A 22988-nucleotide genomic window follows, 5' to 3' on the forward strand; every position below is an offset into this window, starting at 1 on the left:
ACAATTTAAATCTCGGGAAAGGCCGTTTTTTCAGGGTTCACAACTGAAGAAGCGGTTCTTTCTGCTGCACCATTTCAGATATAGATGACTAACCCCATCTCAGACTGAAAATGCAGGTTTAATTAGAGCGTAATCGCCAGCCAGACTGGCTAATGGCTGCCACCTCTCGATCGCTATTTTATGATGACCGGCATATGCCTCTGCATCCACCCGTACGTGCTCTACTTTTCCAAGAACCAAATGATCTGTGCCCACCGCAATAATACGATCCAGTGTAAGTTCAAAGGCAATCGGAGATTCGAGCACGGAAGGTACATCTACACGTATGCCCGCTCTGGGTGTAACGCCTGCCAGTTCAAACTCATCTTCTCCCGAAGCTACATCTGCTGACGAACGCTGCATGGACGCTGCAAGTACAGCGGGAACTACATTGATCACAAACTCTCCCGTCTCTCGAATATTGAGGAGTGTATCCTTCACTGTTCCTTCTCTCTCACCTACACCGGGTCCAATGGATAGGAGCAGAGTCGCCGGATTGCGTGAAGCAACGGTAAAAAAACTGAATGGAGCGAGGTTAAGCACACCCTCCTTACTTCGCGTAGAGACCCAAGCAATGGGCCGCGGCACCACGGAACCCGTCATTAATTTATACATTTCATCGACGGTGATATCACCTGTTGCAAATGCATATGTGTTTTTTTCTTCCAACATACTCAACCTTTCTGAAGTGCCCCTGAGTAGGTCCTTCGGTTTACAACGCTCTGTGGGACACATATAGTTGGTATAAGAATATACACTTGTTCACCACAAAAAAAGTACGCACTTTGAAGTGCGTACCTGCATAAAGGAGCTTATTCGTGATGGATAATCCGAGCACAGTCCCAATGGAAACACTAACTCCCTTCGACTACACCCTGTCCATTATCGGCGGAAAGTGGAAGATGAAGATCATGTATCAACTTGCCTTTCATGGAGTCACACGTTACGGCGAACTCAAAAGACGTGTATCCGGGATCACGTACAAGGTATTAACCTCTCAATTGAACGATTTGGAACGTGAAGGTGTGATAAAAAGAGTTGAGTATGATCAGACCCCGCCTAAAGTGGAGTATTCCCTAACGCCCCGAGGCAAGAGTCTGATGCCCATTCTGGAGGAGATCTGCAAATGGGGTGTGCATAACGTGCCGGAGACGCAAACGCTGCATGAATTACAGTAAATTACGGAATATATGCAAAAAAGCCTACTCCGATGGGAGTAGGCTCTTCTGCCAGTCTGATCTATCCAAGTTATTTGAAATTAGGATCAAACTTCATCACGTTCATTTTACCTTGTTCCTTATAACTCACATAGATGTTATCGGTGCTGTCTATGGTGATGTCTAGCTGAAGAACATCACCAGCGGAGAATCCGCCAGACCCTACGGGTCTCCAATCCAAGTTCTCGTATTTCATCACAGTCACCCTGTTGCCATTTGCAGCATCTCGATAAGCAACGTAAGGCGTGCCTTCGCTGTCAAAGGCCATATCCATGCTTCCTTCTTGAGATGAGCCGACCAAGAATTCGGGAGTACTCACCTTCTCCCATGCTGTATCTTCTGACGGAATGGTGTGCGGATATTTCCACATTTCAACAACGTTGGAGCTGCTGAGATAGATCATATAAGGTACGCCAGATGGATCAAGCGCGGATGCAGCATCCATATTCGGAGTTATTTGATATGGATATAATTTAGGATCCAATTGTTTCCATGACCCATCTACCAGGCTATATCCTGTTGCCACAGGGGTACTAGATGACCTGAATGGAGCAAATAAATACATGCCGTTGTTTGGTAATGGTGCGAGGAAGGCTCTTAGACCTGCGTATGCCTGTAATCTCGCTTCTTGTATCCGTCCCCTATCGCTATAATACCTCCATGACATGAGCATTGACGGTTCCGCAGCATTACCGACTAAAGCACCTCTAAACATCAGAAAAGGATTATCATCCTTATCAAAGGTAATGAAGAAGCTGTCTTGAACTGTATCCACTTTTCTGCTCGTCTTACCATCATTCCAACTGAAATCAGAGATAGTAGATACTGGTCTCCACCACTTATGTTCATCATTATAATTCTTAAAGCTTACTTTACCTGAGCTATTCTTATAAGCAACATAAAGCTTGTCCTTACTGTCTATTCCGAGCGATATAGCTGAGCTCCCTAATCCTCCCGCTTTTTCAAGATCGCTTTGATTGCCAAAGGACTGCCACTTGCCTCCCTTATATTGCATCACAAATACTTCGTAATTGTCCTTTATATAAGCCACGTAAGGAGTCCCTTGACTGTCGAAAATGACATTGGACTTACTATTCAATTCCAACAAGTCACCTACTTGCAGCCACGATGTCATGGTCCACTTCGCGTACAGAGTGATGTTTGACGTCACCGGCGTCATGAAGTCGTAGACGATCTCCAGCTCGGGATCGCTGTACCAACCTTCAAATCGATACCCTGCCCACTTCAGTGCAGCAGGTGCCACAGCTTTGTCGCCAGTAACCACCGTCTGACTACCTACTGCTGCCCCACCGTTACTGTCAAAGTCCACCGTGCGGCTGTTAAATGTCCACTTCGCGTACAGCATGAGATTACCCGTCACCGATGTGGTGAAGCTGTAGGCTTCATTCAGTCCAGCGTCGCTGTACCAACCGTTGAACGTGTAACCATCCCTCGTCGGTACGGCAGGCTCCGTAGCATTACCGCCGGTTTGCATATTCTGTTCAGCCACCAGTGATCCGCCGTTACTGTTGAAGGTGACCGTATATATAGCCGTCCACTTCGCGTACAGCGTGAGGTTATTCATCACAGGTGTCATGAAGCTGTAAGATTCATTCAGACCAGCATCGCTATACCAGCCTTCAAATATATGCCCTGCACGGGTCGGTGCGTCAGGAACTGTTGCCGTGTCACCTTCACTCACGGACAGACTGCTCACCGACGATCCGTTGTTACTGTTGAAGCTCACTGTGTAGCTGTTCTTTGTCCACTTCGCGTACAGCATCACATTCGCCATTACACCTTCTGTGAAACCATAAGGTATCATCAATTCGCTATCGCTATACCAGCCGTCGAACGTATACCCTTCCAGCATCGGAGCGCCAGGAGCAGTAGCCACGGCACCTTCATTCACAGTCTGTTCTGTGACCAACGATCCGCCGTTACTCTCGAAAGTTACAGTGTAACTATTCGGTACATATACCGTCCACTTCGCGTACAATGTCAGGTCTCCCGTTACCACCATAGTCGTGAAATTGTAGGCGTTCATTAGCTCACTATCGCTGTACCAGCCGCTAAACACATAGCCGTCTTTCGTCGGAGGGGCAGGAGCCATAGCCTTGACGCCTTCATTCACTGTTTGGGCATCTACTACCGACCCTTCATTACTCTCGAAGCTTATCGTGTAAGGGATCAGCCACTTCGCATACAGTGTGAGATCTGCCGTCACCGCTGCAGCGAAGTCGTAAGCATTCGTCAACGTGTTATCACTGTACCAACCGCCGAATACATAACCATCTTTCGTCGGTTCAGTCGGCGTACTAATCGTGGCGCCAAACCCTACAGTCTGAGCCGGCACGTCTTCGGACCCACCGTTACTGTCGAAATTTACAGTGTAGTCGTTAATTGCCCACTGAGCGGTAAACTGGACATCTTCGGCAGGCATCGTGGTCGGAGGCGTTGGCGACCAACCCGTAAAGCTATATCCCTGCCATGTCGGAGTGCCTAGACGCAACAGCATCGTCGCTCCGAAAGGAACATTATCCGTTTTATTTGTTGCCCCAGAACCGTTATAATCAACCGTCATTTGGTATACATCACGCTTATAATATACCTTCAACGCCGTTTTGCCGTTGCTCGTGATTAGATCCGTCAGTACCGAAATGCTGTCGTCCCGCACGAAGCCCTCATAGGATCTCGGCTTGACATCCGCCAAATTCGCCTCGGTACCCGTAACTCCACGATACGATTCCGTATCTGCAACCGTATAGGTGTCACTTCCGATATTTTGTAGCAAGTACACGACCTGATAAGGCGTACCCTCTCTCCCCGTCCACTTCGCTGTATACGTAGTATCCTCAATCGGCATCGTACTTGGAGCTTCTGGCGACCAACCGGCAAACGTATATCCCTGCCTTGTCGGCACAGGTATACGAGCAGCAATGTTCTTGCCAACGGCTTCCGTTAGCGAGATTTGGGGCGCACCGGCATAACCCCCAGCGAAGGTCATCTTTCGATTCTCCGGATAGTAATTAACTCTTACGACTGTCGAGCCGTCTCCCTTGATTAATACGCCGCTTACCGTTCCGGTCGCATAGCCCTGCTCCTTAAACCTGTCGGAGCTGATTCGAATCTCTGTGTCCGTTGTTCCAGTTCTATTTTCAGTATCCACAGGCGGAGCCTGTATTCTGCTGTTCGGGTCTAGCACATAATACTCAACCGTATACGGCGTATTCTTGTTCGCAATCCAGTGCGCGTACAGTTTCCGATCCTCCGCAGCCATTCGGCTCGGAATCGTAATCTTCGTGCCGCCGGAAGCGGCCGTATACCAGCCGTCAAAGGTGTATCCTGGATATACCGGGGTGACCACGCTGATTGGCGCGTTATAAGGAGCCGCCACAACCTGGGTCACTCCGCTGTTCTGTGGATCCAGCTGAAGGATGTAGTCACCCACTCTGGCAAGCCAGCTTAACTGAATCGTACGCTTGAGTGGCTCGGACATGAACGACGCCGGTGCCCCCTTCCAGGTGATAACCAGATTGCCATCACTCACCTGAATGTTCTTGTCCACCACTTCAATCATCCCGTTTGCTGCGTCATACTTGAAGTTTGGATTGTCCACCTGAATATCGAAATTCGAGCGATCATACGCCTGTTCATCCGTATCGCCTGTCTTCAGATCAAAGGTATTCATCGTGACCCACAACTCCGGTACAGCGATGGATGACGCAGAACCCGCCATGTTCACTTTGAGCGACTTATCCTGTGGATAGGCGAAGTCGTAGACGTTCTGTTCTTCTCCAATCGTATACAGTGGCCACTCTTCATCGACCAGCTCCACTCCACCTGAGAGCGCTCCATCTCCTAATTGAGCGCCGAGTTCGACCTCCAAATAGATGCCAATCTCAACGAACAGAGCACCTAGAGACTTCGTACTCTCCACCCCGCTAATATTTTTCAATTGATAATAGAAGTAACCCCACAGATTCACATACACACCAGGTTCTACAGCAAGCCCGATACTATTCAACTTGACGCTTCCAACCCCCGCTTTGACCTCCATATGAATACCAGCTCGTAAACCGATCGTCCCCATTACATAGAAGGTAAATTGGTAATCTCCGTCTCCCGGCAAGCTAACCGTATTGCTCGAACCACTGAAACTCAATACGCGCAAGCTAACCGAGTAGCGCTTGGCCATCTTATAGTAGAAATCTGCCCCCACCGTCAGGTTCACCTGGGCGCTGACCACAAACTCCGCTTCAAATTTGACTTCCACAATACCTAAAGCCACGCGTACGCTCTTTTCAAAGAGCTCTTTCTTGATTAACGGAACCCACTCCGTGTCTTGCTCCAACATCTCTTGATACTTTTCCTTCAACGATTCCGCATCTACGGCAGTATCCTGCACACCCGCCATTACCGCTTTAATCTGTGTCGCAATGTCCTGAACCTTTCCCAACCTGCCAGCGTTCTTCTCGCCCAGCCAGTCATTCAGTGCATCATTTAACTTATCGTGTTCAACAAGAGCTATCTCTGCCGTGATGTTCATTCCGGTATAGCTATAAGCATCCAGATTCGCCGTAATTACATAATCATCAATGCTGTACCAGTAAGGAATTCCCCACTTTTTCAGCCAGTGCCCTTTCATATCCCCATTGATACCGAGGTCCAGGCTCATCTCCTGAACGAATGTACCCGTCATATGGATGACAAGATCGCTGTCTTCATTGATATTGACAACAATATCGGCACCCACTTGTAATGTAGCGCTTACGCCCGAGGTTCGGCCGTCAATATTCTTCAGCCTCGTGCCGAGTGAAGCAACAACGGTCAGATTCTCCACACTTACCCGGCTCCCTTTACCGGACGCTAGGGAGGACTGAGCCTTGATCTCCTGAATTTCCTTCGTCTCCATGGCGATGTCAGACAGATAATCCGCGGCTTCATTGACGAATCCGCTGTCTCTCGCTTGCTGCTCAATTTGCTCTTCGAGCTCCGCGATCTGCTCTTCCGATAACAGATCGTCGCCGTCAATCGCTTGCTTCTGATAGATGTTGAAGACATTCTCAATATCTTCAATCGTGGCATCAGTATATTCGATGACGTCCATTTCTGCTATAGGCGTAATCGAAGTGATACGTCCATAACTGACAATTCGAGAACCTTCTTCAGCAAAGTTGCCTTCGTAAAAGCCGATAAAGTCACCCACATCCACCGTGGTTAACTCATCCAAGCCGAAAGGCTCATACAGGCTGTCGCTATAATTCATCTGGGTATGCTCAACTGTGATGGAGTTGTTATTCGGATTTCCATCTGTGTCCGCTTCCACACTCACCGGCAGAACATCCGGCTTGAGCAACACTTGCTTGGTATCTGCATGGTCATAGGTATAGGTGTTTCCGTCTACCTCTGTGATCTGGACATAGGCAACATCGCCATTGTCTTCATCCGTTGTTGCTAATGTACGCAGATCAGGGCGAACCCCTTGATAGATGGCGACTGTATTGCCCACTTGAATCACGGTGCTGCCGGAATATACGAACGTTCCGCTGCTTGCATTCGCTTCGGCAAGCGTATCTTCGCTACCGCCCACCGTCGTGGTAACTACCGGAATCGATGGTGAACCCACAGCTGCACCATCCAGCATCATATTCGTTACATCCGCAAACCGAAGGTAGATCATGTTCGGGTTCAGCGGAATGTCCAGAACCTCTTGCTTAGCGACACTAAAAACGTAAATGCTCGTTGTCTCATCATGTCCTTGGAAGGACAGGTTATCGCTATTCAACGTCAGTTGATACGTATTACCTTCGACGAATTTTCCATCTTCAGCTGCGGACGCTACCGTGAAGGCCCCGTTCCCGCCAGTGACCGTAACTCCCGCAAAGTCGGGATTCGCCGTGTCTGTGAACGTCATACCCGCTTGAACCTCGGATACTGTCAGGTTTCCTGATGCATCGTGTACCGCGATCGTGAAGTCTGGTGCCACATCCAGCACCGAATAGCTTGGTGTGCTCTGTACGGCATTATCTATGCTATCCGTATACTTCGCATACAACTTCATATCCTCAGTTAGCGTACTCCCCTCTGCAAAGATGAGCGAGAAATCGCTATCTGTAAACCACCCTTGGAATATATATCCTTCTTTTGTAGGAGCCGGCAGGTTATTTAGTACCTGGCCTTTTCGTACCGTCTGCGCAGCAATCACCGTGCCTCCGTTGCTCTCAAACGTGAGCGTATACGCAGTGGAACCCGTGCCCGGGTTACCTCCGTTATCTCCAGGCGTTACGCCACCGTTATTACCGCCGGATGTTGGTGTCACCGGCGATGTTGGTGTTGGCGTTGGATTAGGCGTTACAGGCGATTGATTCTGATTTTTCCACGCCTCCACAACCTCGTTGTTGCGCATGAAAAGAACCGCTGCTTCCGCGCGAGTCGCTTGCGCACGCGGATTGAAGTTGCCCTTGGCGTCTCCGGTGAACACACCGGCTTGCCACAGCTTGACGACCGCGTCAGCCGCCCAAGGCGAAACATCCACAAGATCGCCCGGCTCTGTCGTGACCGGGTTCTCGGTCTGATATGGAATCTGTTCACTTTCGAAATACCGCAACGTCATCGTTGCCATCTGCTCCCGAGATACGGTGGCATTTGGCGAGTATTTCCCTCCGCCTGTACCGTCGGTAATTCCTTGCTTAACTGCCCACTCAACATACGGCGCATACCAACTTCCCGCCTGTACATCGGCAAAGCTTGAAGTAGAATACATCCCTGTATCCACCCCGGCCATCCGTCCGAGTGCCGTCACATACATGGCACGCGTCATTGTCCCTTTAGGTGAGAAGTTGCTTGCGTCTGTCCCGCTGAATATGCCCTTCCCCTGCACATGGACGACCGCATCATAGAACCAGTCTGTCGGACTCACATCTTGGAATCCACTGGATTTGGTTACTGTTGTCTGCTGCATCGGCAGTTCAGCCGCTGCAGCAGACTGCGTCGGAAATACTGGTACAGCAGTCACTAGTAGGCAGATAATCAGCATCCACATCAGGATCTGCCGACTCACCTTCCACCCCTGTCTTGTTGCTTTCTTCACTTTCATTCATCCCTTCTATGTATAGATCAAACTATAAAGACCATCTAAAATTGGTTTCTAACCAAGCTAATCAACAAAGCCAGTACGATATTGCCAACTTTATAGATTGAATTCGTTCACCGACCTTTCTTCTCAGTCGCAGTCGAATTGTGACACCAATACATGCAAATTATGTCGTTTTTTCTTCCGTATTTTATCATGCGAGATAGGGGTGCTCGTGAATTATAAAGAAAACTTTAAGTAAGCAACTACTTGCAAGTGAGAACATCAATGACATCAAAAAATAGCGGCGTAGGGAAGGTAACTCCCACACCACTAGTTTTTCATGAATTTCTATATTCACCTCATCAACCATCGTTCTCGTAAATGTCTAAACTGGAAATCTACTCATGCAACCTTCATGGAAGCACTGTCTCACATTGACTATATCGAACTGTTCTCCCCCGAGCGAAGTCTTTGAGAAAGCGAAAAAATTCTTCTATGCCTCTTGGATTTCAATGAGATAAAAGGCTCCTGCTGATTCTTCGCCACATTGTGGGCGATATGCCTGAAGCGCAGCCCGCTTTCGAACTCGGGATTAAGCACAATCGGGATGCCCTTATGTACGGAACGTATAATTTCTACATCGGCATGGATCACACCAATCACACCGATATTGAGAATATCGATAATATCCTGCATCTTTACCGTTGCCGAACGGGCTTCCTGTCCGTCGGCCATATTAATGATGAGCTGTGGCGGAGTCGGAATCATATCTTCTAATAATCCGATTACGCGATCCGCGTCCTGAAGCGATGTACGATGAGGCGTAGTAACGACAATAGCCTCATCTGCTGCCAAAGCCGCATTCCAGAATCCATTTTCAATACCTGCCGGCGAATCGATCAGCACATAATCATAGCCCTGAGCTATTTGCTGCACAACCTCGCCAAAAACTTGCGGATCATCGTGATGCACGGCGTCGTTACTACAGGAGATAAAGGACAAGGTACTGATTCGCTTATCTTTGACGATCACTTGATGTAAAGCACATCGACCCGTCAGAAAATCAGAAATATAATACCTTACCCTATTGCTCAGACCAAGCGGAATATCCAGATTTCTCAATCCAAAATCAGCGTCGATCAGGCAAACGCTGCTCCCCGATAAGGCAAGGGCAGTCCCGAGATTAGCCGTGACCGTTGTCTTGCCAACTCCACCTTTCCCTGATGTGATACATATAACTCGTGCCATTGGATCCACTTCTTTCTTCACGTACTAATGCCTTCTATATCGACCACTAAGATTTTATCATGCTGGATTATCCTACTTGAGAAACCTAAAGAAAACTTTAAATCCGTGCGTATTAGATCGTTTAATTCTTCGGAGAGATGGCACATCATTTTAATGAGGAAGGAAAAGCGCAGACTGGTGTTGAGAAATTCAATACTTTGAGTCGATTACGAAGCTAGTGGAAAGAACAAAAAAATGGGTCAATAGCGTCAGGTACTGCTCCAACGCCATTTTCCCATTTATAATAGATTAACACCCTTACTGCTATATTCATGCTTGTGACGTACTGTTAGAAACCAGCATATATCCGCTACCCCGAACCGTAATGATTCGCTCGGGGTCGGCAGGGTCAGACTCAATTTTTTTGCGTAAATTACTGATATGTACAGCAACCGTTCTCGTATCCTCCAGACTTTCCATCCCCCAGATGATTTGAAACAACGTATCGACACTGACGACACGATTCACGTTTTGCGCCATATAGGACAGCAGACTGAACTCTTTTTTCGATAAAAAGACAGGCTTACTCCCCATGTTGACGGACTGCGTATAGAAATCCAGTGTCAAGCCCGGTAACTCCAGCAGTTGCTCTCTTCTGCCCGTCGACACTCTGCGAAGGTGAGCCTTGATCTTGGCCATGAGCACTCCCGGACTGAACGGCTTGGTCACATAATCATCCCCGCCATAGGATAATGCGCTAATTTTTATTTCGTCTTCCTCTTGGCTGCTCAGAAACACAATCGGCGCACTGGTGAGATTACGCGCATTCCTGCACCAGTCAATACCGTTTTCATTAGCCAGCAATATATCCAGTATAATTAAATCCGGCTCAAACGATGCAAGCAGCTCCATCGCTTCTGACCCGCTATGACTGCAGGTGGAGACAAATCCCTCCCTATCACAATACACCTGCACAATCTCGCATATATGAGGATCATCATCAACGATCATGATTTTGTGCGTGTCCATCTCATCACCCCTTTCCTTCAATCACCACACAAGGAAACGTTACATAAAATGTCGCCCCCATCTTGCCGTCGCTCTCCGCTCGAACCATGCCTCCGTGCGCTTGTACGATTTCCCTGCAAATTGCCAGCCCCAGTCCACTACCCTCTATGCCCATTCCCGGCCGATCATATCTGTAATTACGTTCGAAGATTTGCTCAAGCTGATCGGGAGGAATTCCCATGCCAGAATCCTGTATGCTAATGACTGCATGGGGAGCATGATTCACCTCGTCCACAATTAGCGCAATACGTACCAGCCCTCCGCTGGCGGTGAACTTCATGGCGTTGGATACTAGATTAAATAAGGCCTGTTCTACTCTTTTCGCATCCATCTCGACAACAAGCACATTAGATCGTCTATCCTCAGTATCTCCGATATCCAGTATGAAGTCTAATCCTGCGTCGCGCACTACCAACTCATATTGTTCAAAAAAACCATGCAAGAAAGGAATCATCTGAACCGGCTCCATACGGTACGAGACTTGTCCGGTCTCCAAATGAGACAAGAAGGACAACTCCTCGATCATACGGTTAATCCTTATCGTGTTCTCCCGGATGTACTTCAGATATTGCTCATTGCGTTCCGGCTTGACCCTGTCCTGTATAGCTTCTACATATCCAAGCATACTGGATAACGGCATACGCAGATCATGCGTAATATAAGCAAGAAGCTTCTTCCTCCCTTGCTCGGAGTGAAGCAGTCGGTCATACGAGGTTTGTAGATCATCATGCACTATGGATAAAGCCTGTGTTCGCTCCTGAACGGTCTGTTCCAGATTCATATTCATTTCAAGCAGCTTGTCATTAACGTCCTGTAATTCACGTGTAATTCTCTCTTCGTTCGATGCCGTCCTCGTAGATCGCGAAGACAGCAAAATCAGCTGCGCGATCGTAAATATCAATATGCCAAGCGGAGAAGTATTTCCAACTAACGACCATCCGTTAAAATACAAAAAATCGTTGACAACCGTGACCAAAGTAACCACCGACACCAGCAGGAAGATCAATGCTCCCTCCATACGTCGCACAGCCACCTGAACCAGTCCGATCATCAGATAAATCATATGTAGAACTACCATCACACCGATGACCAGCAAAAATTTTGTATATATAATTGCAGGGGTTACCACTACAAGGATACAGAATGCACCAGTTACGATCCGGGTGCCAAGACGAAACCATCGCGACACATAATTCGGAAAAATACAATCAAAATACATGGTGATGATATAACCACTGACACAAAGAATCAGATATTCGATCTTGAACTGCAATTCCCAAGGAAAATGAGGCAACCATTGTGTAAAGATAAGCTCGCCGTTGAACAAGGATCGAATACCAAGCAGTACAGTAAACAGGCCAAAATATAACGGAGCTCTATCCTTACGTCGCAGCATGAACAACAGCAGATTATACAAACCGATCACTAGCAAACTTGCCGTGATGAACATATCCCTGGCAAGATTCAGATTGGTCTTGGTCGTTAGTACGTCACTGCCGCCCAGCTCGATATCCTTCGTAATGCCGCCCCGATGATGTTGGAAGTTGGATACTTGCATGACCAGCTCTAACGTGTCGCTTTCAGGCTGAAAATACACCAGCTTCGTTTCCAATTGCGGGGTCATGCTATGCTTGTCCTGACCAACCTCACCAACTTCTGCCAGCGGCTCGCCATTGACCCATAATTTGTACGCATTAAAAATGCTAGGCAGCCGCAGAGCAAGCATCTCATCTCGATCCTGCTCGCTTAGATGAACGACCAGTCCAAAGGTTGCATAGCCTGTACCACTCAGCCGCTGACCTTCAAACGGGTAGCCCAGCCAGGAGCTTGGGATGCTGATCCAGTGGTCCTGATTTCCTTCCCTTGCCGAACGAACCCGCATATCCTCAGGCGACAGCAGTTCTTGCCAATAGAACGCCCACTTGCCTGTTAATTTTTGCGGATTCGTACTAAGTTGAGCCTGCGTTAAATCCAGAATACCTTCTTCACTTTGGAGCCTAGGAGAGTCCGGCGAAGAGAGGACGACGTAGCCTGTAACCAAACCAATAACAGCAGCAATGATATACAACCAAACCTTACGAGAACCGACTCGGGGAATCTCCCTCATGATGAACCCAACCCCATTCTACAAGAGCGCAATAAGTAAGTTGATCATCCAAATAATATCATCATTACAGGAGAATGTACCCTGCAAATTTCATGCAAAACTACGCGCTCGCTAGGTGGGTCACCAAAAAAGTACACACTTTGAAGTGCGTACTTTTTTTTGAAGGATTTATTCGTAATGGAACATTCGAGCAGATTCCCTGTGGAAACATAAACTCCATTCGACTACACACTATCCATTATCGGAGGGAAGTGGATGATGGAGATCATGTATAGACTTGCCTTTCATTGGGTGACACGCTACGGCGTACTCAAAAGATGGGCCCTCTGCAGCTGTCGTAGAAATACGTGATTAATGTGTTTGTTTCAACCAATTCGATTCGCTTAAATAAGCCCCACTCCAATTACTTCCTCTCCCTTGGACAGACACTAGCGAACTGAACTGAGAATTTACGGGATATATCCTGAATCTTAATCGAACTAAAGTATCTGATCTGTAGAAGAGGATTTAAGAACTGAAAGGTGAGATTTTTCATGAATTCACTACCTTTTTGCGAAATCAAAAAATTTACTTTTTTTTACTTTACTTATATATATATCAATGGTATATTTTATGAAGAATTCCGGGATTCTACATAATATGTATAGAGGAGATTATACAAATGAAAAAAAAGCTTGTTAGTCTTTCACTTGCAGTAGCCGTTCTTATGGTTCCATTGAGCCAAGCAATGGCAGATACTATCAAACCAACCGATGGAGGATCTGTAGATTTGACTAATGTAAGATTTGTTTCAAATGATCTTACTACTCTACAAGATGATTTTGGTGGTGGCACTTGGGATTATGGCACTTCTCCAGTGTTATCCGGTTTTTCTATTAAGAAAAAAGTATGGTCTAACTACAACCATCCTACAAAAATACATTCATCTACAGCCAGTATAGGTACAACTATTTCACGTAGCGGGCAAGTCAACAAAAATTTAACCTCCTATGCTAGTGCAACCGGTGAAACTGGGGATTCAACCCATGCTTACTGGAATACGTACTAAACTTTAAACTTAATATAACGTTGTTATATTGGTAAAACGAACTAAATTCCATGATTAACTACGGAGTTTAGTTCGTTTCCATTTATTCTGCATTCTTGGAAAGGAATTATAAAATTGAAAAAAATTATAATCTTTTTTATCTTGTGCGCCTCTTTGTTAACATTCTATAGCAATTACAAACTCTATGATCAAAAGGCTTTAGAACAATTCTATTTACTAGATGAACATATCGGTTATGAGTTTTTCATTCCAGAGACTGAGTTACTGGCTGATCCAGACGTAATTTATCCTATTTTGGCAGACACATCTTCAGACCTTCAAGTAAATATATTTCGCTCAGTTATTAACAATAAACCTGATAACCAAATGGAATTCATGAAATACATATTGCTTAATCGAGAAAGCTCTATGTTTGATAACATTAAACTGGAATCAGGAAGAGTTCTTAATACTAAAGACTCTCAAAATAAAGAAAGATATATTTCAACCACATCTAGTCTAGATTCCGATCAGGTAGGAGTAATTAAAGAGTTTGGTGGAAATAACACTATTACGATAAAGCCTCTTATAAGTTCTTATGATTATTTGCCTGTAAGCGGATACTACTACATTGAAACCAGTGAAAACAACCTGATTCCCTTTTTAAAACAGTTCTCTCTTAATCTTCGTGAGTTTTACATCCAAAAAGGGATATCCGTTCAATATACACCTGCTACATTCACAAATTATAATTCTACAAAAGTCGGTTTCCCTTCAATATCCATGGTTGATGTAACCAACATGTTATATATTCTAGTTATAATAACAGCCTTTTATATGCTATATTATAATTTCAAGGAAACCAAACGTGTGGGTATCTACAAGTTACTGGGAATTCCTACATTGAAAATATGGTATTATTTCATAGGTAAAACAGTTGTTATATCTTTCTTTATAAATTTACTCATGATTCTAATATTATCTATTATGATTCCCAACTCTACCGCACATTTCCTTTTATATTCGCTTTATGAACAATTGAAATTGCTAATAATAATAGTTGTTCTAACATTGCCATCCTATATTTACATTTCTCGTACTAACATAAAAGAAGCAATTAAGAATAAAAAGTATACTAAAATCATATTTGCAATGAATACACTGCTTAAAATAAGTACTACGATTATTGTCATATCTCTATTTTCTACATTATCTGGTCAATATAGTACTCTCAAAAGTGAACAAGACGACCTTGAAAGTTGGAAAAGAAGTAATCAATATGGTGTATTTTATCCTGTAAGCGCAGGTTATGATTCCAATGATTTTCAGAACAGCGCAGTACAGTTTATAAAAACAACTGCTGGCCAACTTTATCCTATTTTGAACCAACTCGGCTCCGTTTTAATTAATTCACGACAGTACGAGGAAATGGCACTTTTGTTAAATGAAAATTATGAAGGAATGCGTTCTTTGCAAATTAACCCCAATTATTTAAAGGAATTTCCCGTATACGATACAAAAGGTGCACCAATTTATATACCTGAAGAAGAAGTAAGTTGGATTATTTTGGTTCCTGAAAAATTAAAAAATCAGGAAAAACAGATTGTCCAATTCTTTAGGGATGAACGCGATCAAAGAATTGTATTTGAAAGAGAACAACTTAAAAATAAGATTTCACCATCTAATGAAATGCAAAACATTCAAATTAAGTGGTATGCCAATCATCAGGAAATCTTTAGCTTTAATCCAGATGTGAACCCCAGCAATAATAATTTAATAACAGAGCCTATTATTCAGGTCATTACTGAAAACAATAGTTTAGTAGGAGATCGGGATGCAATTCTCGGTAACGGAAGTTCAGATCCCATTAAAATCAAATTAATCGATGGTGATACTGCTAAAACATATCGCTTTTTAGAATCAACTTTGAAAGAATTAAAATTGGATGATAACCTGCACTATCTAATTACTGTTGATCAGTACATTGCAGAGAAAGTATATGCACTTCAGCAACGTTTCTATTCTACTTCGTCTGCTTTAGCAATCAGCGTGCTCACTCTTTGCTTTCTTCTTATTCAAAATCTATCTATTATGTTCAATAAATTTCAACAGAAGTTTATTATCAGGGGAGTATTTGGCCTGTCTATATCCAGAAAGTACAAAGAGTTCATTTATATTTTCGGCATCTCTTGGATAATAACGGGAATCTGTTGCTGTTTATTGGGTATTTTGAATTTGGCACTACCTATATTTTTATTCTTTGCTCTTATTTTGTTAGAGCTATGCTTCTCAGTATTTTGGCTGACTCGGCTTTCGTCTAAACATATCATCAAATTATTGAAAGGCGGGCAATAAATTGAACCTTCCATTGGTATACGAACTTCGCAATGTATCTAAGCGTTACGGCACTCACAACGTATTGAGTAACCTTAATCTGAATATTCTACAAGGTCAGATGGTAGCCATCGTTGGAAAGAGTGGTTCTGGTAAGTCAACACTATTGAACATGCTTGGCATGATTGAGAAACCTGACAACGGAAGTCTCAAATTTTATAATGAGCTTTTCCCTAAACCAGGTAGCAAAAAGCAGTCCATTATATTACGCAATAGAATTTCGTATTTATTCCAAAATTACGCTTTAGTAGACAATGACCGTGTGGATGAGAATCTAAATATGGCTCTTTGCTACAGTCTTAAATCAAAAAAGGAAAAGCATGAGCTGAAAATAGGAGCTTTAAATAAAGTAGGGTTGTCTATCCCTTTGAGCAAAAAGGTCTATGAATTATCCGGTGGAGAGCAACAACGTGTGGCACTAGCCCGAATATTATTAAAACCTTGTGATGTTGTTCTGGCTGATGAGCCAACAGGTTCGCTAGATGTAAGCAATCGTGATTTTGTTATAAGTATGCTGACTGAGCTTCACCAACAGGGTAAAACAATTGTAATTGTTACTCACGATGAAGTTGTGGCTGGACGATGTGAACACATTATTGAACTGTGAATAAAACATGTAACAGATTGTAATGTGAAATATGATACCTACTGGAAATAAATAAAAATGGTGATATGTATTCTGGTACCAATGCACTAAACTTCCTCTTTCAAAGAGTCCAGTCTATGGATGCCAGAATACTTCCACAAAGGGAGACACACTCTCTCTTTTACGTGATAGAGACCCGTACATTTTCCGATAGTTACCTTCGGTATATTTAGCCACCGTTTTCCGCCAGAAAGATTGGCCGATCTTATTGTTCTCCGATGGATTGGTGAACAATATACAAAGATTCCTTAATAATCATTCTCTACATACGAAAAAGCCACATTCGATTGCTCGAACGTGGCTTCTATAACTTCATCCCTTTTTGCAATATACAATTTTCTTGATGCTATCGACGGATAAACAGTATTGCTCCGCAAGCTGATCGATGGTTGTTCCCGTAGCAAAAAGCTGGCGGATCTCGTCGTTCCGCTCCCGGACAATCCTTCTGCCACCCGAATTCTCACCCCACTTCTTATGGGCATCCTTGGGCCTCGGAATATAGATCAGGCCTCCGGGGATATAACGCTGTATTTCTTTGAGCAATTCTTCCGGGAAGATTGTATCCGCATTAATATATTTCACGTTGCTCCACTCCTTAAAAGTTAAAATCTTTAAGGCAGCAGAGTCGTAAGATGAACGCATTAGATATGCACTATAGGTATGGCGGAAAAGAATTTCAAGCTCTATGCAAACAACCGCCGTTGTTCATCGCATGGACTCTGCATAGAGCGGGTCGTTAAACTTATTATGAATCGAATCATGGTAGCCCCCCATTCAGTTAATCTTATTCGTGCTGAAGAACTTTTAACTGTCCATTCCATAATAAGGGTTACTTTCCTTAATGGCAAAATCTACACATCGAATCTGTAATATACCCCTGTTAATTCTTCTGAAACACTCCATAGCTTGTTTGAAATGCTAGCATCATATAATTTTTCAATAATCTTAGCGCTCTTGGGATAGCCCTTCGTGCCGCCCATACCACTGGGAGCAATATACTCCCCTCCCGTGATCGTCGGATCTGCTGCAGCATACAAGGTAGGTAATGCTCCCATATGTGCCGGTTGACTAATGATTTTCAAAAGACTGCGCATGAATATATTGGTCTGTTTCCCCGAACCGAAGGAAAATAGATTGGTATGCGAAATTCCTGGATGAGCGGCAATACTCATGGAATCAATATGGGCGGAATTAAATTTATTCTGCAGCTCTCTCGCAAACATCAGATTGGCTAGCTTGCTTTGACTGTAGAACTTCATGGGATTATATCCTTTGGAGCCATCTAAATTATTAAAATCAATCGCACCATTATGAGCTGCCATACTACTTACAGTGACAACTCTCGATTTCGGAGTAGAGATCAATCGAGGCAATAGAAGACCCGTAAGCGCAAAATGGCCTAGATGATTACTACCAAATTGTAATTCAAAGCCATCCTTCGTCAACTGGAATGGAGGGTTCATAATTCCTGCATTATTAACGAGAATGGACAACGAATCGTATTGCTCAAGAAAAGCGGCTGCGAACTTACGGATACTAGCTAAATCGCTAAGGTCGAGTTGCATAACGATTACCTCTCCAGCTACGTGCACAGACGACTTTATTTTATTAGCTGCCTCTTTACCTTTTTCCAGATTACGAACTGCAAGGATAACTTTTGCGCCTTTTTCAGCTAACGCTAATGCTGTTTCATACCCTAACCCGCCGTTCGAACCCGTCACAATCACTACTTTATCGGATACCATCGGGATGATGTCTTTAGTCCAAACTTTGCTCATTTTTCTACACACCTTTCCTATCTCTTCCTTGATACCCGAATAATCAGCGTTTAAAGCTTTTATCCCCCACCATACTGACTTAAACTCCGTTCCAGCAACTCTCTAACCTGCTGCTTCAACTCAGGTGGCGAGATTACCTTCACTTCCGGGCCATAGGAGAGTAACTTTCGTGCTGTAAAAGAAAACTCCTCAGGCGGAACCAGTCCGCGCCATTCATGGCCCTGAACCGACTTGAACAACACATCTGACGCAGCAATCCTTGCTCCAAATTCCGTGAATTGCAATACCACTTCTACGCTTACTCTGTCTTCTTTGGCAGCTAGCCATGCCTTTAGACTCGGGACAGATTCATCGACCGATTCCATCACAGCCAACTGCTGCATGCGATCCACCCGATACAACAATACGCGGTCCTTATTTCCGGCTGGCATGTACCAATGTCCCTGCTCATAGTAGATGCCATAGGGAAAGACCTGGACTTTTTTACGACCACTACGGGCATGATACATAAATTCGATTTCTCTCTTTTCTACCGCTGCACCCAATATCGCTGTTGTTAAAGGCTCGGCATGCTCACCGGGATGCTGGACAAAGGTGATATGCTCTCTCATTCGCATAATCAGATCCTGTACATCTTCGGGCAAAGTAGAGAAGTATTGCTCAGCCAGATGCTCACGCATTGACCCATATGGAAAATCCGGGACTTGCTGTAGATATTCCAGCATCATAAACAGCCCTAATGCCTCCTGCTGTGTCAGTTGAAGAGGTGGCAAAATCCGATTGGGCAATACCCGGTATCCACCGTTCACGCCAACTTCTGTGTACAAGGGAAAACCCAGCGCCTGCAATGCATCCAGATCTCGCTGAATCGTACGAACCGATACGTCGAACCGTTCTGCCAGTTCCCGGGCAGTGAACTTCTGTCTGGAATCCATCAGGCGCATGATCGCCAGCTTTCGATGATTCATGAATTCAACACCCTAACTACGTCAACTTTTGTCATAGTTAAAGTGTATCATACATTGTAGAAGGGAGCGATGAACATGTCTGATAACAAAACAATTTTGTACATTGCCATGAGTTTGGATGGATATATCGCAAGACTGGACGGTTCGGTGGATTGGTTGTTCGATGTGGAGGGTGACGGCGGAGATAACGGGTATAATGCCTTTTATGAAACGATCGGTAGCATCGTTATGGGACGTTATACGTATGAAGAGGTGCTCACACTGTCTGAAGAATTTCCCTATGCGGATCGCTCAACGTATGTGCTTTCCCGCTCAGAACAGCCGCCCGATCCGCATGTACAGTTTACAACCGAGACGGTAGATACGCTCATTCCCCGGTTAAAGCAGACTTCTGATGGAGACGTATGGATTGTGGGTGGGGGCATATTGGTTCAAGCTGTGTTAGCAAAAAAATTACTGGATGAGATTGAAGTAGCCATCATTCCCAAAATTCTTGGTGCAGGCATCCCGTTATTTCCAGCAGGCACTGTACCAAGCCAATTCAAAATGATTGGAACCCAGACGCTAGGACAGATCGTTTCGATTCGTTATAAGGTACAAAACAGTGGCACAGCGGACACACCTCCGAATATCTAGATAAGCAGAAAAGGGAAAAGACCATTCTTATCATGAAAGAGTGGTCTTTCCATTACCATGTAACAAGTATCAAGTTATCCTATCAATCCTCGTACATATTCAGCTAACATATCTGCCGTCCTACGGTGAGATAACTCGCCTGGATGGGTGCGCGCGCCTACCGTCTCTTCGGTTGTATCCGGAAGCTGGATAATCGTAACCTTGCGATCCCCTGTCTCCTTTACATACGCATCAACCGCACGGTAGATGGCAGGCATCATGGGAAAACCGAGCATGCCATAAGCCCATACGAGATGTGCCGCCGGATTGTTTTTCCGAAGTTTGAACAGGAACTGTTGCACCGCTTTCTCAAAAGCGGCCAGATCCTCTTCATGATACGTACCATCTTCGTTCAGACGTTGCTTGTACACCTTGCCCGTGTCGGGGTCTTTCCACTCAGGTGATTGAAATGCACCCCCATCATTGCTACCCAGATTCACGACTACCACATCCGGCTGCCAGGAACCAAAATCATGCTGATCTCCTGCGCCTAACGCTTTGTTACGTTCACCGGTAAGCAGGCCACAGACCTGTTCGTAATAATCGGGAATGTTGCCCTTCGGATTATTATCCCAACTTGTCAGCACACCCCAGCCACTTTGCGAGATCACCCGATACTCCGCATTCAATGCCTCTGCTGTCATAAACGTATAATTATGTATGGCGCTGAACCACATCGGAATCCAATCTTCCTCCGCTTTGGCTCCAATCGCACCTTCACCAGATGTAATACTGTCCCCGATAAACTCGACCTTGTAGGGTTTTTCCTGCACAGGCAGGAACACTCCATCCGATTTCACGGCATGAATCTGCAAGGAACAACCCGGGTCGCCACTCATCGCTTGAACATCTTTAACGATCCGTACATTCTTCACCACATCCGCGTTCATGCCCCGGAATACACAGACCCAGTACCTTCCCGTCGTTAACATCTGTCTGCTCACCGGAACACCGTTGATCAGAATGCTGATCCATGACTCATATACATCATATTCGGACTCTACCTCAACCCATAGTTCAGCGCCCTGTACATTGAGTTCGACTGCACTCCCTGTCCAAAATAACGTCAGCGGTGACCGCTCTCCAGTTGTTCTACCATGCACTTTGAGATAAGGCATTTCCGTTAACTCATAGATCTTTAACCCGGTATTCGCTTGTACACTCATCCTTTATTCCCCCTCAACGATTCATAAAAAATAGTTATTAAGCGCTCTCCTTTGTATCAATAACATGTTCGTCGTGCTGCATCTTATTATGTATTACGCACAGCACCAAAAATCCCCTGCAAGCAAGCCATGTTCAAGTCCATCATATCAGATGTTCTGGAACGATCGTTCGCCCATAGGGGATTTTTTCAGTTCTTTTTTTGTTCAAGTATCGTTATAAAACCTTACCCAGAAAAGCCTTGGTCCGCTCATGCTTGGTATTCTGAAAGAGCTCTTCTGGCGTGCCTTCTTCTACAATATATCCGCCGTCCATAAAGATCACCCGATCCGCTACCTCACGGGCGAAGCCCATCTCATGCGTAACGACAATCATCGTAATCCCCTCGTGAGCGAGGTCTTTCATGACTTGCAGCACTTCTCCAACCATCTCCGGGTCAAGTGCAGACGTAGGCTCGTCGAACAGCATCACACTCGGGTTCATGGCAAGTGCACGCGCGATGGCTACACGCTGTTGTTGTCCACCTGACAACTGCTCGGGATAAGCATCTCTCTTCTGCGATAGCCCGACCTTGCCGAGCAGCTCCATTGATTTTTTCTCATTCTCGGCCTTACTCAGTTTCTTGATGTGCTTCGGCGCAAGCATGATATTCTCCAGTACGGTCAGATGCGGAAAAAGGTTAAATTGTTGGAACACCATACCCACATTGGTTCGCAACTGGTCGATATCGGTCTTGGGTGAAGTGACCTCCACACCACCGATTGTCACCTTTCCAGACGTCACACCCTCTAGCAGATTGAGGCAGCGCAAGAAGGTACTTTTACCCGACCCGGAAGGGCCGATGACGCATACAACTTCCTTCTCCTGAATCGTTGTGGAGATGTCCTTCAGCACCTCATTGGCACCAAACTGCTTTTTTAGATTCTGTACGGTAATCATCGGATCGCATACCTCCTTTCAATGAATCGGGAAGCCCGGGACAACAGAACAATGATGATCAGGTAGAATATACCCACCACACCCCAGATTTCGAATGCCCGGAAGTTGGAGGAGATAATAATTTCCCCGCTTTGCGTCAATTCTGCAATACCTATCGCCGATAGCAGCGATGTATCCTTAATCGTAATAATGAACTGGTTCACAAAGGTAGGAATCATGCGCCGGGTTGCTTGAGGTAACACGACCAGCCTCATCGTCTGGAAACGAGTTAAGCCCAGAGATCGTGCCGCCTCATGCTGCCCGTTGCTAATCGAATTAATCCCTGCTCGGAAAATCTCCGAGATATAAGCTCCGGCATTCAGACTAATCGCAATAATACCTGCGGTCATCGCCGGAATCCGCATATCCAGGAACACTGGCAGCCCGAAGTAGATGAAATATACCTGCACCAGAAGGGGTGTGCCACGGATGATATCCACGTAAAGTGTGGCTACCAGCCGCAACAATCGATTCAAAGAGGTGCTCATCAGACCTGAGATCAATCCGATCACCATCGCAATGATGAGCGAGATCGCGACTAGCTTCAACGTAACCACTGTACCCTCTAACAGAAGAGGCAGTGCGTCTATTATGACTTGCAAGGAGGAGTCCATCCGTACCA

Annotated in this window: 16 protein-coding genes and 1 pseudogene; 6 read left to right on the top strand and 11 right to left on the bottom strand. The window is 45.2% G+C overall.

From position 1 onward, the window contains the following. Positions 1-99: 99 nt before the first annotated feature. Complete coding sequence (locus NYE45_RS29555; protein WP_340015029.1) at positions 100-711, bottom strand: flavin reductase family protein; 612 nt, start codon at positions 709-711, stop codon at positions 100-102. A 149-nt stretch (positions 712-860) separates the two neighbouring features. On the opposite strand from NYE45_RS29555, the gene NYE45_RS29560 reads away from it, so the two are divergent. Beyond that, positions 861-1217 (top strand): helix-turn-helix domain-containing protein, encoded by a 357-nt coding sequence (locus tag NYE45_RS29560; protein ID WP_223868866.1) that lies wholly within the window; start codon positions 861-863, stop codon positions 1215-1217. Positions 1218-1287: 70 nt separating this feature from the next. On the opposite strand, the gene NYE45_RS29565 is transcribed toward NYE45_RS29560, so the two are convergent. The 4 genes from NYE45_RS29565 to NYE45_RS29580 form a co-directional block, all read right to left on the bottom strand. Beyond that, positions 1288-8355 carry an InlB B-repeat-containing protein gene (locus NYE45_RS29565; protein ID WP_340015030.1) on the bottom strand — a complete coding sequence of 2356 codons (7068 nt, stop codon included), beginning with the start codon at positions 8353-8355 and terminating at the stop codon, positions 1288-1290. Positions 8356-8772: 417 nt separating this feature from the next. Further along, positions 8773-9603 carry a septum site-determining protein MinD gene (gene minD, locus NYE45_RS29570; RefSeq protein ID WP_340015031.1) on the bottom strand — a complete coding sequence of 277 codons (831 nt, stop codon included), beginning with the start codon at positions 9601-9603 and terminating at the stop codon, positions 8773-8775. Positions 9604-9891: 288 nt separating this feature from the next. Next, a complete protein-coding gene (locus tag NYE45_RS29575; RefSeq protein ID WP_340015032.1) occupies positions 9892-10590 on the bottom strand; it encodes a response regulator transcription factor in 699 nt (232 codons plus the stop codon). Positions 10591-10594: 4 nt separating this feature from the next. Next, positions 10595-12697 carry an ATP-binding protein gene (locus NYE45_RS29580; RefSeq protein ID WP_340015033.1) on the bottom strand — a complete coding sequence of 701 codons (2103 nt, stop codon included), beginning with the start codon at positions 12695-12697 and terminating at the stop codon, positions 10595-10597. A gap of 276 nt (positions 12698-12973) precedes the next feature. Between NYE45_RS29580 and NYE45_RS29585 the strand changes: the two are divergent. From NYE45_RS29585 to NYE45_RS29600, 4 genes and pseudogenes are all read left to right on the top strand, one after another. Next, positions 12974-13054 (top strand): annotated as a pseudogene (locus tag NYE45_RS29585) (hypothetical protein); the annotation flags it as partial. A gap of 343 nt (positions 13055-13397) precedes the next feature. Continuing rightward, positions 13398-13784, top strand: coding sequence for a lactococcin 972 family bacteriocin (locus NYE45_RS29590; protein WP_340015034.1), 387 nt, complete (start codon positions 13398-13400; stop codon positions 13782-13784). Positions 13785-13898: 114 nt separating this feature from the next. Further along, positions 13899-16118, top strand: coding sequence for a DUF1430 domain-containing protein (locus NYE45_RS29595; protein WP_340015035.1), 2220 nt, complete (start codon positions 13899-13901; stop codon positions 16116-16118). 1 nt (position 16119) lies between these two features. Beyond that, complete coding sequence (locus NYE45_RS29600) at positions 16120-16764, top strand: ABC transporter ATP-binding protein (RefSeq protein WP_340015036.1); 645 nt, start codon at positions 16120-16122, stop codon at positions 16762-16764. 351 nt (positions 16765-17115) lie between these two features. On the opposite strand, the gene NYE45_RS29605 is transcribed toward NYE45_RS29600, so the two are convergent. The 3 genes from NYE45_RS29605 to NYE45_RS29615 all read right to left on the bottom strand — a co-directional run bounded on the left by NYE45_RS29605 (position 17116) and on the right by NYE45_RS29615 (position 19549). Further along, complete coding sequence (locus NYE45_RS29605) at positions 17116-17385, bottom strand: CD3324 family protein (RefSeq protein WP_340015037.1); 270 nt, start codon at positions 17383-17385, stop codon at positions 17116-17118. A 269-nt stretch (positions 17386-17654) separates the two neighbouring features. Continuing rightward, a complete protein-coding gene (locus tag NYE45_RS29610; protein WP_340015038.1) occupies positions 17655-18581 on the bottom strand; it encodes an oxidoreductase in 927 nt (308 codons plus the stop codon). A 59-nt stretch (positions 18582-18640) separates the two neighbouring features. Next, a complete protein-coding gene (locus tag NYE45_RS29615) occupies positions 18641-19549 on the bottom strand; it encodes a YafY family protein (RefSeq protein WP_340015039.1) in 909 nt (302 codons plus the stop codon). A 69-nt stretch (positions 19550-19618) separates the two neighbouring features. On the opposite strand from NYE45_RS29615, the gene NYE45_RS29620 reads away from it, so the two are divergent. Then, positions 19619-20185, top strand: coding sequence for a dihydrofolate reductase family protein (locus NYE45_RS29620; RefSeq protein WP_340015040.1), 567 nt, complete (start codon positions 19619-19621; stop codon positions 20183-20185). Positions 20186-20259: 74 nt separating this feature from the next. On the opposite strand, the gene NYE45_RS29625 is transcribed toward NYE45_RS29620, so the two are convergent. From NYE45_RS29625 to NYE45_RS29635, 3 genes are all read right to left on the bottom strand, one after another. Beyond that, positions 20260-21390, bottom strand: a complete 1131-nt coding sequence (locus NYE45_RS29625) for an SGNH/GDSL hydrolase family protein (RefSeq protein WP_340015041.1) — start codon at positions 21388-21390, stop codon at positions 20260-20262. 214 nt (positions 21391-21604) lie between these two features. After that, positions 21605-22327, bottom strand: a complete 723-nt coding sequence (locus tag NYE45_RS29630) for an amino acid ABC transporter ATP-binding protein (RefSeq protein ID WP_340015042.1) — start codon at positions 22325-22327, stop codon at positions 21605-21607. Next, on the bottom strand, positions 22324-22980 hold the full coding sequence (locus tag NYE45_RS29635) for an amino acid ABC transporter permease (RefSeq protein ID WP_340015043.1): 657 nt from the start codon (positions 22978-22980) through the stop codon (positions 22324-22326). The genes NYE45_RS29630 and NYE45_RS29635 overlap by 4 nt, the downstream gene beginning before the upstream one ends. Between the last annotated feature and the right edge of the window lie 8 nt (positions 22981-22988).

The organism is Paenibacillus sp. FSL K6-1318 (assembly GCF_037976905.1).
GTDB lineage: Bacteria > Bacillota > Bacilli > Paenibacillales > Paenibacillaceae > Paenibacillus > Paenibacillus amylolyticus_A.